At 68.4% G+C, this 12,553-nt stretch carries 16 protein-coding genes; 6 read left to right on the top strand and 10 right to left on the bottom strand.

Annotated elements, in window-relative coordinates; translation table 11 throughout:
• Nucleotides 1–159 precede the first annotated feature (159 nt).
• Both ACTOWL_RS32290 and ACTOWL_RS32295 read right to left on the bottom strand, forming a co-directional pair.
• A complete protein-coding gene (locus ACTOWL_RS32290; protein ID WP_441325400.1) occupies nucleotides 160–546 on the bottom strand; it encodes a hypothetical protein in 387 nt (128 codons plus the stop codon).
• Nucleotides 547–1,488 carry a hypothetical protein gene (locus ACTOWL_RS32295; RefSeq protein ID WP_441325401.1) on the bottom strand — a complete coding sequence of 314 codons (942 nt, stop codon included), beginning with the start codon at nucleotides 1,486–1,488 and terminating at the stop codon, nucleotides 547–549.
• 267 nt (nucleotides 1,489–1,755) lie between these two features.
• On the opposite strand from ACTOWL_RS32295, the gene ACTOWL_RS32300 reads away from it, so the two are divergent.
• From ACTOWL_RS32300 to ACTOWL_RS32315, 4 genes are all read left to right on the top strand, one after another.
• The gene (locus ACTOWL_RS32300) at nucleotides 1,756–2,901 is read left to right on the top strand and encodes an acyltransferase family protein (protein ID WP_441325402.1); all 1,146 of its coding nucleotides are present in this window, start codon (nucleotides 1,756–1,758) and stop codon (nucleotides 2,899–2,901) included.
• 74 nt (nucleotides 2,902–2,975) lie between these two features.
• The gene (locus ACTOWL_RS32305) at nucleotides 2,976–3,677 is read left to right on the top strand and encodes a Crp/Fnr family transcriptional regulator (RefSeq protein WP_441325403.1); all 702 of its coding nucleotides are present in this window, start codon (nucleotides 2,976–2,978) and stop codon (nucleotides 3,675–3,677) included.
• On the top strand, nucleotides 3,664–4,287 hold the full coding sequence (locus ACTOWL_RS32310; RefSeq protein ID WP_441325404.1) for an NUDIX domain-containing protein: 624 nt from the start codon (nucleotides 3,664–3,666) through the stop codon (nucleotides 4,285–4,287). The genes ACTOWL_RS32305 and ACTOWL_RS32310 overlap by 14 nt, the downstream gene beginning before the upstream one ends.
• A 102-nt stretch (nucleotides 4,288–4,389) precedes the next feature.
• Nucleotides 4,390–5,220, top strand: coding sequence for a hypothetical protein (locus ACTOWL_RS32315; RefSeq protein WP_441325405.1), 831 nt, complete (start codon nucleotides 4,390–4,392; stop codon nucleotides 5,218–5,220).
• Between the two features lie 21 nt (nucleotides 5,221–5,241).
• Here the strand turns inward: ACTOWL_RS32315 and ACTOWL_RS32320 are convergent, their stop codons facing one another.
• From ACTOWL_RS32320 to ACTOWL_RS32345, 6 genes are all read right to left on the bottom strand, one after another.
• Complete coding sequence (locus tag ACTOWL_RS32320) at nucleotides 5,242–6,525, bottom strand: type II toxin-antitoxin system HipA family toxin (RefSeq protein ID WP_441325406.1); 1,284 nt, start codon at nucleotides 6,523–6,525, stop codon at nucleotides 5,242–5,244.
• The gene (locus tag ACTOWL_RS32325; protein WP_441325407.1) at nucleotides 6,515–6,850 is read right to left on the bottom strand and encodes a helix-turn-helix transcriptional regulator; all 336 of its coding nucleotides are present in this window, start codon (nucleotides 6,848–6,850) and stop codon (nucleotides 6,515–6,517) included. Before ACTOWL_RS32325 ends, ACTOWL_RS32320 begins: the two co-directional genes overlap by 11 nt.
• Before the next feature lie 156 nt (nucleotides 6,851–7,006).
• Entirely contained in the window at nucleotides 7,007–8,014 is a 1,008-nt protein-coding gene (locus ACTOWL_RS32330) for a GlxA family transcriptional regulator (protein WP_441325408.1), read from the bottom strand.
• A gap of 69 nt (nucleotides 8,015–8,083) precedes the next feature.
• Nucleotides 8,084–8,293 carry a hypothetical protein gene (locus tag ACTOWL_RS32335; RefSeq protein ID WP_441325409.1) on the bottom strand — a complete coding sequence of 70 codons (210 nt, stop codon included), beginning with the start codon at nucleotides 8,291–8,293 and terminating at the stop codon, nucleotides 8,084–8,086.
• A gap of 108 nt (nucleotides 8,294–8,401) precedes the next feature.
• On the bottom strand, nucleotides 8,402–9,094 hold the full coding sequence (locus ACTOWL_RS32340) for a pirin family protein (RefSeq protein WP_441325410.1): 693 nt from the start codon (nucleotides 9,092–9,094) through the stop codon (nucleotides 8,402–8,404).
• A gap of 67 nt (nucleotides 9,095–9,161) precedes the next feature.
• Nucleotides 9,162–10,112 carry a LysR family transcriptional regulator gene (locus tag ACTOWL_RS32345; RefSeq protein WP_441325411.1) on the bottom strand — a complete coding sequence of 317 codons (951 nt, stop codon included), beginning with the start codon at nucleotides 10,110–10,112 and terminating at the stop codon, nucleotides 9,162–9,164.
• 121 nt (nucleotides 10,113–10,233) lie between these two features.
• Here ACTOWL_RS32345 and ACTOWL_RS32350 point away from each other — a divergent pair, with 121 nt between their 5' ends.
• Nucleotides 10,234–11,091, top strand: a complete 858-nt coding sequence (locus ACTOWL_RS32350) for a pirin family protein (protein WP_441325412.1) — start codon at nucleotides 10,234–10,236, stop codon at nucleotides 11,089–11,091.
• A gap of 167 nt (nucleotides 11,092–11,258) precedes the next feature.
• On the opposite strand, the gene ACTOWL_RS32355 is transcribed toward ACTOWL_RS32350, so the two are convergent.
• Both ACTOWL_RS32355 and ACTOWL_RS32360 read right to left on the bottom strand, forming a co-directional pair.
• Nucleotides 11,259–11,519 (bottom strand): hypothetical protein, encoded by a 261-nt coding sequence (locus ACTOWL_RS32355; protein ID WP_441325413.1) that lies wholly within the window; start codon nucleotides 11,517–11,519, stop codon nucleotides 11,259–11,261.
• The gene (locus ACTOWL_RS32360; protein WP_441325414.1) at nucleotides 11,516–12,193 is read right to left on the bottom strand and encodes a hypothetical protein; all 678 of its coding nucleotides are present in this window, start codon (nucleotides 12,191–12,193) and stop codon (nucleotides 11,516–11,518) included. The genes ACTOWL_RS32355 and ACTOWL_RS32360 overlap by 4 nt, the downstream gene beginning before the upstream one ends.
• 97 nt (nucleotides 12,194–12,290) lie before the next feature.
• Here ACTOWL_RS32360 and ACTOWL_RS32365 point away from each other — a divergent pair, with 97 nt between their 5' ends.
• The gene (locus ACTOWL_RS32365) at nucleotides 12,291–12,491 is read left to right on the top strand and encodes a hypothetical protein (protein ID WP_441325415.1); all 201 of its coding nucleotides are present in this window, start codon (nucleotides 12,291–12,293) and stop codon (nucleotides 12,489–12,491) included.
• Nucleotides 12,492–12,553: the final 62 nt, after the last annotated feature.

Here is a 12,553-nt window from a genome sequence, read left to right on the forward strand (position 1 = left end):
TAGCGCTTGGTCTTCTTTGCGATCTCGGCCATCCGGCCACGGCTCTGTTCCGTCCACATCCATAGCTTGAATCATATCCTCGCTCGCCGAGAAAGCCCCCATCCGCAATTTCCAAACGGTCTCTGACTGCAATCAGAAGGAGATGAAGTCTTCTCCGGCTCAACTCAGGGCTTCTGTGATCGATTGGACATTTCCGACGATCGCTCCGACATCCCGAGAGATCACGGCAGCGGCAAGGCCCACGAGAGCGGCTGCGACGTCTATGGCCTTTCTGATGTCCTCGATGGTGGCCAGAACCTCCTTGGCCTCGGTCACGATCCCCGTCAGCTTGGCGAAGGCTATCTGGGTTTCGTCAAGCACGAGGCCAACCGCTTTCGTCACCATGTCGGACGAGGCATTCAACAGCGACCACTGGGCATCTTCCAACTCCCGTTTCTGCCCAGGCGTTAGAGTATCCCAATCGTCGAATCTACGTTTGCCGATATCTGCGGCTGCTTCGTGAAATTTTCTCGCCAGCAAGAAGGCGTCTTGAGAAGAAAGTCTCATTCACCCAACTCCTACATCAATATTCAATTTTTTGATGATGGATTTTATGTATTCAGAATATTCTTTCATTTGACGTAGTAAATCCGGGTTTGGAAAATCATCCCTATGGTCATACAGCTTTTGATGCCCATCGGAAATCCGCTCCAGGACGGCGGCATAGGATTTGATCGACGCCGCTCTGGCATCGATCTCCGCTACGCGATAGACGCCCCACTCGCCGACGGCGGCTTTTGCCGCCGGATCGGCGGTGCTTTTCTGTAGCGTCCCATAGTAAGTCTCGGCAGCCTGGCGTTCGTTCAGTGATGCGATGGAGAAGCCGTCGGACACGATGTCCCGAAGTCCGTTCACGATCGTTTGGAACGGTTCGTTTCCCTCTTCGATGAACTCCTTCAACTCCGCCTGACGCCAACCGTCAGCCGCGGCACGAAGCACAAGTTTGACGACAACTGCGGCAGAGGACGCCTCAGCCTCATCTACGAACTTCGCCTTCACAATCTTGCCCTGCAAGGCATCGAGCTCCGCATCGAAACTCGGCGTCTCGTCGGCCGAAAGATTTCCCAGCGCCTTCATATAGGATTCCACTATGGCGAGTCGGGCCAGCAAGGCGGCTTCCTCCTGCTTCCTCGCCGTTGCCATCGCTTCCAGGGTCGGATGGTACCGCACCGGTTGATAGCGCTCCTCCCGAAGCGGCTCGTTGACGTAGTCCTCCACCAAGCCAGTGTATTGAGCGGTCGCTATCGAACTGTCTGCAAATTCGCGGATCGCAGAGAGGTCGGCACAGCCAACCAAAATCGCACTGAGGACTGCAACCGGAAGCAGTTTGCGGCACGTCTGAAACCGCATTCCCTGCCGCTCCCAAGATATGGAACGGGCGAACTTTGCACTCTTCAGCGGAAAAGACACGCGCTCTACGAGGATGACCTTAGGGGCATCAGAATGCATACTGCCTCCCGATATAAATTAGATCAAATAATATTACAAACTGACCAATAATTTATTCATATTTGCATATCAAACCAAATGAGGCAAGCCCCCACGGCCGCTTCCCGCAATTGCCCATGACCGGACAGTGGGCGTCCCTCCGACAAAGCTGGGCCACGGCCGGTTGGGCGGAGCAACCCCTGAGGCGGGACGCCGCAGCCGGCGGAACGTTCCATCGGCCCGATGGTTCGGTTCGTCAGGCGCCTGCAACAACAGCATTCCGGAGCCATGGCCGAGGCAACCCTCCGCAGCCAGCAGCAATACTTCCCCGCCCTGACAGCGCTGCGCGGCATCGCCGCGCTCTGCGTCGTGCTGTTCCATTATTCGATCGGGTCCTTCCCGAACCTGCACCCGACCGAGGTGACCTTCTTCTTCGGCAAGAGCTACCTCTTCGTCGACCTGTTCTTCGCGCTCAGCGGCTTCATCCTGATGCATGTCTATGGGCGAAGCTTCGCCGACGGGCCGTCCAAGGCAACGCTGGGCCCGTTCCTGCGGGCCCGCCTGGCGCGGCTGTACCCGCTCCATCTCGTCATCCTGGCCGGCTTCGTGCTGCTCGAGCTGGTGAAGCTGGCGGTCGACCGCACCGGGCTCGACGCCTTCGGCGGCAGCCACACCCTGGCCACCCTGCCCGGCAGCCTGCTGCTGCTGAACGCGGCCGGCCTCTACGACACCATCACCTGGAACGGACCGTCCTGGTCGATCAGCGCCGAATGGATCGTCGGCCTCGCCTTCCCGCTGCTGGTGCCGGTCGTGGCCCGGCTGCGCCCGACCGGGCTGCTCCTGTTCTATGTCGCGACCCTGGCCGGCTTCGCCCTGCTGTCCGCCGGGCCGCAGCACGACCTCGACCTGACCAGCGACTGGGGCGTGCCGCGCTGCTTCCTCGGCTTCGTCGGCGGTATGATCCTGTACCGCGTCTGGCAGGACGGGACCCCGGGATGGATGGCGACCGACGCCGCGGCGCTGACCACTGCGGCCGGCATCGTCCTGGCCATGCACCTGAACATGCGCGGCGTCTTCGTGGTGCCGCTGTTCGGCCTGCTGATCCTCTGCCTGGCGCAGAACTCGTCGCGGGTGGGCCGGGCGCTCGGCACGCGGCCGATGATCTTCCTCGGCGAGATCTCCTACGCCGTCTATCTCGCGCAGATCCTGCTGCTCGACAGCGTGCATCTCGGCTGGCGCCTGGCCACCGGCCACGAGATCGAGGACGCCGGCTTCTCCGCCATCCAGTCGCTGGGCGTCATCGCCCTGATGGTCGCGGCGCTGCTGCCACTCTCCATCCTGCTGCATCGCCGGGTCGAGGTTCCGGCCCGCGGCTGGCTGCGCCGGATCGGCGCGCGGCGCCCGCTGCGCCCCGCCTTCCAGCGGCCGGGCTGAGGGGCTGCAGATCGGCTCTGGCGGGCGGGGCCCGCCGGCCCTATCCTGGCGCGCCTCAAGAACGAGACGCATCCGTGCCTGCCAACGACGCCCGCCCCCTCGACGGGATCGATCTCCTCGCGGTTGCCCCGGCCGCCCTGCGCGCCGAGCTGCAGAAGCAATGCCGCTGGCAGCGCTTCGCGCCGCATGAGCAGATCATCGACCGCAACGACGACCCGGACCACGTCTACTTCCTGGTCGAGGGCAAGGTCCGGGTGGTGATCTATTCCGCCTCCGGCCGCGAGATCACCTTCGACGACCTGTCGGCAGGGGCCTGCTTCGGCGAGCTGTCGGCGCTGGACCGGGAGCCGCGCTCCGCCAACGTCATGGCATTGACCGAGGCCACCGTCGCCGCCCTGCCCACCGCCGTCTTCCGCGGCGCCGTGACCGAGCATCCGGCCCTGGCGCTGGCGATCATGGTGCATCTGGTCGGCGTGCTCCGCCGGGCCAATGAGCGGATCATGGATCTGAGCACGGTCGGCGCCAACAACCGGGTGCATGCCGAGCTGCTGCGCCTGGCGACGCACGGGGCACAGCCGGACGGCAGCGCGACGATCCGGCCGATCCCGGTGCATTCCGACATCGCCAGCCGGGTCAGCACCACACGCGAGACCGTGGCGCGCGTGCTGAGCGACCTGGCCAAGTCGGGCATCGTCATCCGCGCCGCCGACCATCTGCAGGTCGCCGACCTGAACCGCCTGGAGCGGCTGGTGGAGGATGTCCGTGGCGAGTGGTGACGGCGGCGGCAGCGACAGCGGTGGGGACCTGAACCGGTGGACCACGCTGAAGGTCAAGTCGGTCTATGAGAACCCCTGGATCAAGGTCGACGAGCACGACGTCCTGACCCCGGCCGGCACGCCCGGGATCTACGGCGTGGTCACCTTCAAGAACCTGGCGATCGGGGTGGTGCCGATCGACGACCGCGGCCGCGTCACCCTGGTCGGGCAGTACCGCTACGCCCTTGGCCTCTACAGCTGGGAGATCCCGGAAGGCGGCGGCGACCCGCAGCTGCCGCCGGTCGTGTCGGCCCAGCGCGAGCTGCGCGAAGAGACCGGGCTGGAGGCGGCGCATTGGCACGACCTCCTGACCATGCATCCGTCGAACAGCGTCACGACCGAGATCGCCCATCTGTTCGTCGCCTGGGGCCTGACCCAGGGCGAGGCCGAGCCGGAGGAGACGGAGGATCTGGCGCTGAGCACCGTGCCGCTGGCCACGGCCATCACCATGATCGCGGACGGCCGGATCACCGATTCGCTGACCGTCGCCGCCCTGCTGCAGCTGCAGGTCATGCTGCTGAGCGGCACCCTGCCCCCGGGCCTGGCCGAGATCCTGCAGCGGGCCGGGTGACTCGCCGGCAACCGAAGCATCAAGGAAGCATCATCGTCCTGTCACGACCCCGGGCCTAGGGTCGGCGCCCTCTGTAGACGCGAGGGACGATCGATGATCCGCATGACCGCTGTTCCAGCCCTGCTTCTCGCCGCCGGCCTGCTTTCGGCCCCGGCCTGGGCGGAGGAGCCGAAGCCGTATCCGGTCGAGGCGGTCGCCTCCTTCCCCGCGGCGGAGGCGCGGCAGGCCGTGGCGGTGGACGCCGAGTCCTTCTACGCCATCAACAGCCGGTCGATCGCCCGCTACGACCGGAAGACCGGCGCCCGGATCGCCGCCTGGACCGAAGCCAAGGACGGGCCGATCATCCATCTCGACAGCGGCGTCGTCGTCGACGGCAAGCTCTACACCGCCCATTCCAACTATCCGGAATGGCCGATGACCAGCTCGGTCGAAATCTGGGACGCGGCGACGCTGAAGCATGTCGGCACGCACAGCTTCGGCATCGATCGCGGGTCGCTGACCTGGATCGACTATCGCGACGGGGCCTGGTGGGGCGGCTTCGCCAATTACAACCGGGTGTTCGACCGCAGCCCCCTCGCCTATGGCAACAAGTACACCACCCAGATCGTCCGCTTCGACGCCGACTGGCGCGTGGCCGAGGCCTGGGTGCTGCCGCCGGAATTGCTGGAGAAGTTCGGCGACATGAGCAATTCCGGCGGCTCCTGGGGGCCGGACGGGCGGCTCTGGATCACCGGCCATGACGAGCCGGAGGTCTATGCCCTGGCGCTGCCGGAGGCCGGCTCGGTGCTGCGCTGGGTCGGCACCGCGCCGCTCGACATCGCCGGTCAGGGCGTCGCCTGGGACCGGACGCAGCAGGGCGTGATCTGGGGCGTGGTCCGCGACAAGGAGAAGAACGAGAACCGCGTCACCGCCGCGCGCGTCGCACTGCCCTGACCCGCACGGGCTTCGATCCCGTCAGAGACCCGCCGGCACGCCGTCGACATATCCGTCGAAGACGAAATCGTTGAGAAACTGGCGCCGCCACAGGAAGGCCCGGTCAACCCGGCTCAGCCCGGCTTCGTCGCAGATATCCGCCCATCCCTGGCGGATGCCGTCGATCTGCCCGGCGATGATGGTGCGTGCCTCGACGTCGTCGAGGAGGAAGCGCGAAGCGGCGATGCGGCAGGTCTCGAGCAGGCTGCGCCGGTCGTCGTCCTGGATCAGCATCGCCTGGCCGGCCTCGCGCCCGGTACGGGCCTGCGGGCAGATGTCATAGGCTGGCGTCAGCGCCAGCCCGGCGCCATCCCAGAAAGCGGCATGGTTGCGGGCATGATCGTCGGTGTTCCCCGTCAGCACATTGAAGACGAGGCGAGAGAACAACTCGCGCAAGGTCGACCGCGGGGCAGTGAAGTGCGCGCGGATCATGTCGGCGAGATCGGCATAGCTGGCGTAGCGAGCCTGCATCTCGTCGAGGCCGAACAGTGTCAGCGCCGATACCATGGCGCGCCGGGCCCAGCCCGCGGCGGTGGCTTCGCGATCAAACCGCTGCACCAAGAGGACGTCCTTGCCGCCGGCCATCGTGAGTTCGACATGCGACACGTCGAGGCCGAGCCGGGCGGCGAGCCGCATCGCGACGAACTCGGCCTTGACGACGGCATAGGTGTCGTTGGTCGCCGAGAACTTGGCGATGAATTTGCGGGGCCCGCTCTCGATCAGCGCTTTCGGACGTGCGCCGCCGATGGAACTGCCATGGAACAGGGCCTTGTCGAGGCCCGGGGGAATCGGCTCGCCGCGCTCGACCCGCCCTGCTGCTTCCAGCAATTCTTCCATGGTGGCGCCAGCCGGCTCGCGCGATCGATAGGTCTCCGGCGAGGCCTGGAAATCCAGCGCGCCGGCCCGGTCGGACCCGGAATTCAGCAGGAAGGTCAGCTCGTTGAATTCGACCTCCCGCGCGGCATCCCCCTTCAGTCCCGTCAGCCGGTTGATGATGACGCGCCGGCCCCAGGCATCGGGCGCGCCGTCGCGCAGGCAGCTGGCCATGATGAGCGGCGCTTGTGGCGCAATGGCGCCGCGCCGTAGCGGCAATTCGGGCAGATAGATCGGCACGGCTTCCCGGCGCTCCAGATAGGACCGGCCGTAGTTGAAGCTATAGGCACCGCCATCTAAGCCGACGCGGCCGGCCACGACGGGCTCGACCGCGCCAGGCAGCCATATCCATACGAAGGCTTCCGTCGGCCGGTCGGAATGATCAGAAGTCATCCTTCACCTCCCGGCGTGGACGTCGGACCGATTGGGGCAGCAGCGCCAGCTTGTCGTCCAGCCGCGCGATCTGGGGCGCGAGCGTCGCTGCCTCGGGCTCGAACAGGCTGACGCCGGTCACAACTGCCGCCTCGAACACCAAACCGATCTCGACCCGGGGATCCCCCTTCTCGATGAGCTGGAGCGTGCTGCGCGCGATGCCAATGCGGTCGGCGAGGTCGGCTTCGGACAGGCCACGCTGCTTCCGCGCCAGACGCACCTGCTTGCCGAGGGCACCCAGCGCTTCCCTGGTCAGGCGCGAATAGGTTCGAATGCGTGATGGCATGACTATCTCCGATGACCGATACAACGATCATAAATAGGCTTTACGACCGCTATATCAGTCATAATATAGGCTGGCAGGACGCGATTCAACAGACTGACCGTTCTATCGGTCGCCGGCCTCCTTCATGACTAATACTGCGTCATTCCGCCGATCCCGCTACCACGCCCGGCGCTGGCCCATCACCTGCATCGGGCCGGCCGGGCGCGGCGCCCGCTCCGCCCGCGGCGAGTGGCTGAACAGCGAGCGGTAGCATTTGGCGAAATGCGAGGCCGAAGCGAAGCCGCAGGCCACCGCCACCTCCAGGATCGGCATCGAGGTCTGCGCCAGCAGGATCTGGGCGTGCTTCAGCCGTGCCTCGAGATAGTACTGGGACGGGGTACAGTTCAGATAGATCCGGAACAGCCGCTCGAGCTGCCGGGTCGACAGCCCGGCGGCCCGGGCCAGCGCCGCCCGCGGTAGCGGCTCGGCCAGATTGGCCTCGATCTCGGCGATCGCGGCCAACAGCTTCGGGTGGCTGACGCCGAGCCGCTCGCGCAGCTCCATCCGCTGCGGCGCATGGCCCTGGCGCGGCCGGGCGTGCAGGAACTGCTCCGCCACCTGGTTGGCGAGGTCTATCCCATGCGCCTGGCCGATCAGGTAATGGGTCATGTCCAGCGACGCCGTGCCGCCGGCCGAGGTGAAGCGGTCGCGGTCGATCTCGAACAGCCGCCCGGTGACGTCGAGCCGCGGGAAGGTCTCGGTGAAGGCGCTGAGATTCTCCCAATGGATGGTGCAGCGATAGCCGTCGAGCAGGCCGGCCCAGGCCAGGTGATAGGTGCCGGTCGAGACCGCGCCAAGCCGCGAGCCGCGCCGCGCCATCCGCCGCAGCCAGGCCAGGATGCGCTCGTCGCGGCCCTCCTGAGGGTCCAGCCCAGCGACGACCACGATCATGGTGAAGGAATCCTCCGGCCCGATCGCGCCCTGCGCCATCAGCACGCCGCTGTTGCTGGCCGTGACCGGCTCGCCGTCGACCGAGAGCAGGCGCCAGTCGTAGAGCGTGCGCCGCGCCACCCAGTTGGCGGCCCGGAACGGCTCCAGCACCGCCGACAGGGCCATCATCGAGAAGTTCGGCACCAGCAGGAACCCCACCCGCTGCGGCGGTTCGGTCATCGGATCGTCGGCCATGCCCTGGTTCTGCTGCCGTCCCGCGGTTTCCGGCATCCGGCCACAGCGCGGCGGTCGGCGCAACCCCGGTCAGCGGCGATCCCGGTCGCGGGACCGTCCCCTCAGGATCAGCGCCACGAAGCCGCCGATCAGCAGCAGCGCCGCCACCGCCGCGCCGGCGGCGATCCGGACGGCTTGGCCGCCATCGCTTCCGGCCACATCGCCGGTGATGGCGAAGCTCCAGGCGCCGATTCCGATCAGGAAGGCGGCGATGGCCGCGATCAGCAGGGCGATGCGCATGGATCCGTGGCTGCGAAGATCTCTATGGACGTCGGCATCCTGCCAGGGCCGGCGGCAGCCGGTCGAGGGTCCGCGGCCCGGATCATCGCTCCGGACCGCGGCTGGCGCTCAGGCGAGGTCGAACAACAGGATCTCGGCCTCGGTCTCGGCGACGATCCGGAGACCCGGCTCGTCCTCGACCGCCGCCCCGTCGCCCTCACGCATCTCATGCCCGTCGAGCGTGACGACTCCCCGGGTCAGCTGGACGAAGGCGGCCCGGCCCGGGGCGATCGCATGCTCGACCGTCTCGCCGGCCGCGAGCCGCGCGATGGAGAGCCGGGCGTCCTGGTGGATCTGCAGGACGCCGTCGCCGGCCTCAGGCGCCGCCACCAGCCGCAGCCCGGCGGTCCCCACCTCGACGCCCAGCTGCTCGTAGCCCGGGGCCAGGCCGCGACGGTCCGGATGGAGCCAGATCTGCAGCAGGTGCAGTGGCTCGGTCGCCGAGGGGTTCATCTCGGCATGGGTGATGCCGGTGCCGGCGGTCATGCGCTGCAGGTCGCCGGCGCGGATCACCGCGGTATTGCCGAGGCTGTCGCGATGCTTGACCGCGCCGGACAGCACATAGGTCAGGATCTCCATCTCGGCATGGGGATGCGCGGGGAAGCCGGCGCCCGGGACGACCCGGTCCTCGTTCAGCACGCGCAGCGACCGGAATCCCATGCGGTCCGGGTCGTGGAACCGGCCGAAGGAGAAGGTGTGGCGGGCCTCGACCAGGCCGGTCTCGGTGCGGCCCCGGGCCATGCGGTCATGCAGCGTGATCATCGCGATCTCCGATCCGGTGGTGATGCCGGGAAGATCGCGACGATCGGCCGAACGCGAAAGCGGCGGATCAGGAAACCCGGCGTTCGGCCGGGGCGAACGACAGCCCTTGCTCCCAAGGCGCGGCCTCGCCGCAGCTCTCGGCCAGGTGGTCGATCAGCGCCCGCACCCGGCGCGACAGGTGCCGGGTCTGCGGATACAGCGCGTGGATCACATCCGCCACCGGCTCGGCGTCGAGCGCCACCGGCAGCAGCCGGCCCTCGCGCAGCGCATCGGCGACGATGAAGGTCGGCAGCACGGTGAGACCCAGCCCGGCAATGGCCGCATCCCGCGCGGCCTCGCCGTTGTTGACGGTGATCCGGCTGCGCATCGCCACGCTGCGCGGCGGCCCGCCGGCGGCGAAGGGCTCGAACTGCCACAGCCAGGTGGAGGGCGCCTCGGCGGAACCGATCGCCTCGTGCCGGGGCAGCTCGGCCAGGCTCCGCGGCAGCCCGGTCGCGGCGGCGTAGCCGGGGCTGGCGCAGACCACGCGCCGGCTGGCGGCGAGGCGCCGGGCGATCAGCGCCGAATCGCGCGGCCGGGTGATGCGGATGGCGAGGTCGTAGCCCTGCGCCGCCAGGTCGACCATGCGGTCGTCGAGGTCGAGGGTCAGGGCCAGACGCGGGTGCCGGCGGGCGAAGTCGAACAGCACCGGGCCGAGATACAGCGTGCCGAAGCTCATCGGCGCGGCGACGCGCAGGGCCCCGCGCAGGTCGCCGTCGCCCTCCGCCACCTCCTCCGCCGCCTCGTCGAGCTGGCGCAGGATGCTGCGGCCGCGCTCGTAGAAGGCGAGGCCCCGGTCGGTCGGCAGCACCCGGCGGGTCGAACGCTGCAGCAGCGCCCCGCCCAGCGCCGCCTCGAGGTCGCTGACCCGCTTGCTGACCACGGATTTCGACAGGTTCAGCCGTCGCGCCGCCGCGCTGATGCTGCCGCTGTCCACCACCTGCAGGAAGGTGGCGATGTCGTCGAGCCGATACCGCATCGTTCGATCAAATCGAACAGCGGTTTCGGGGAAAGCCGCATTCTCCGCGCCGGCCATCGGCCCGATCTTGGGGACAGAGCGAAACCGCGCCGGCGACCCCGGCGCCGAGATGGAGATGATGATGGCGACCACCGAGACCACCGGCCTGGCCCGCCCGCGCGGCGTGACCCGCACCCTGCGCGGTCGCCCGGCCAGCGAGGGCGCCGGGGTGAAGCTGACCAGGGTGATCGGCCAGCCCGGCCTGCCCGACCTCGACCCCTTCCTGATGCTGGACGAGTTCCGCTCCGACGACGCGGCCGACTACCTGGCCGGCTTCCCGGACCATCCGCATCGCGGCTTCGAGACCGTGACCTACATGCTGGCCGGCCGGATGCGGCACGGCGACAACAAGGGCAATGTCGGCCTGCTCGGCCCCGGCAGCGTGCAGTGGATGACCGCCGGAAGCGGCATCGTCCATTCCGAGATGCCGGAGCAGGAGAACGGCCTGATGTGGGGCTTCCAGCTCTGGGTCAACCTGCCGGCGGCGGAGAAGATGACGGCGCCGCGCTACCAGGACATCCCGGCCGATTCGGTGCCGGAGATGGCGGCGGGACCGGGCGCCAAGGTCCGCGTCATCGCCGGCCGGTTCGGCGGCACGGCGGGTGCGGTCGAAGGCGGCACCACCGAGCCGGTCTATCTCGACGTCCACCTCGAGGCCGGCGCCGCGGTCGACCTGCCGCTGCCGGAGGGCCATGCCGGCTTCGCCTATGTCTATCAGGGCGCGGCCGAGATCGGCGGCGAGGGGCTGGAGCGCGGCACCCTGGGCGTGCTCGGCGCCGGAGACGGCGTGCGCGTCGCGGCCAAGGCCGGCCCGGCGCGGCTCCTGATCATCGCCGGCAAGCCGCTGCGCGAGCCGGTGGTGAAGTACGGCCCCTTCGTGATGACCACCGAGGCGCAGATCGTCGAGGCGATCGATGATTTCCGCGCCGGCCGGTTCTGAAACGCAAAAAAGGGGCGGAGGCCTTTCGGCCTCCGCCCCTTTTTCAACGCCAGCCGCAGTGCCGCTGGCCGTAGTCCACGATCGGCACCAGCCAATCCACCCAGGCCTGGTCGGCGCTGTCGACCCAGCCCGTTGTCACGGGCGGTTCGGCCACCACCAGGCAGAGGCTATCGGCGCTCCCGGCCTTCGGCGTAGCGGCGCAGCCACTCGCGGCGAGCAGCAGGGCTGAGAGAACGCAGCGCCTGGTCGCGCCGGACGATGTCCAGAACATGGGTCAGGGTCTCCTGGGTTTGCTGCGCGGCGACGCCGGCCCGGCCGGCCGCGAAGACGCGCCAGAGGATCAGCGCGACGGTGGCGGCGCCGAGCAGCGCCAGCGCCGCCCAGCGGCCGAGGCGGGAGCCGAGCAGGCCGGCGACGATGCCGATCATCGCCGCCTCAGCACCAGCCAGGCGATCAGCCCGACTGCTGCAACGCCGCCGGCCACCACCAGGGCGATGGGCGGCAGGGTGGCGATCTGCTGCACCATCGGCAGCGCCGGGGCCAGCTGCTGCAGCCCGTCCAGCGCGGCGCCGAGCACGGCGGTGCCGCCGGCCGCCACCGCCACCGTGGTCTTGGCCCGGTCGGCGGCGCGGCTGACCACCGCCCGGCCCGGCGGCTGCACGCCCGCCCGCAGCAGGCCGTCGTCGATCACCGCGTCCGGATAGCTGTTCCGGCCGTTCTCATGGCTGATCACGGCCTTCACCAGCGGCGCCAGATGGGCGTAGCCGTGCAGGTCCAGCACGGCATCCGGCCCGAATCCGGTCAGCGTCGCCACATGGGCGACATAGGCGCCGGTGTTGTTCTCATGGCCCGGCGCCCAGCGCGTGACGATGCCGCGGATGGTGCGCAGCCCATGCCGGTCCTGATAGGCGATCAGCAGCGCGGCCAGGGCGCGGATGCCCCAGACCGGCGCGGCAAACACCTCGAACCGGCCGCCATTCTGGCGGGCCTCGACGGTCCGGCGGTATTCGGCCTCCGGCAGGCGCCCTTGCCATGGGTTGGCGGCGGTCCGCTCGATGTTGCCGGGGTTGTTGTTCCGCTCCCCGCGGGTCTGTGCAGCCATGCGGTGCTCCTGAGGCAAGAAGGCTCCGATCCGAAATCCGCTGCCGCCGTGCTGCGGCAGACGCTAGGATCGGCGCGAGTGTCGAGGGGGAATGGGCATGAACGCGTTGTTGAGGATCGGGGCCGCCGTGCTGTTGACCGCGCTGTCAGCGTGCTCCGGGGAATGGGGCCCTGCTCCGCCGCCGAAGCCCAAGCAGCCCAGCGTGCTCGACCGTGCCGTCGAGCCGGTGGTGAAGGATCTTGGCGGGCGGGTCGGCCCGCAGGGCGGGATCGTGTTCCCGAGCCAGCCGCAACCGTAAGGGGTCAGGCCGGCGAAGACGCTGGCGTTCGCCGGGCGGAGCGGCGAAGATTGCCTGGATTC

The organism is Inquilinus sp. CA228, assembly GCF_052078665.1.
Classification (GTDB): domain Bacteria; phylum Pseudomonadota; class Alphaproteobacteria; order DSM-16000; family Inquilinaceae; genus Inquilinus.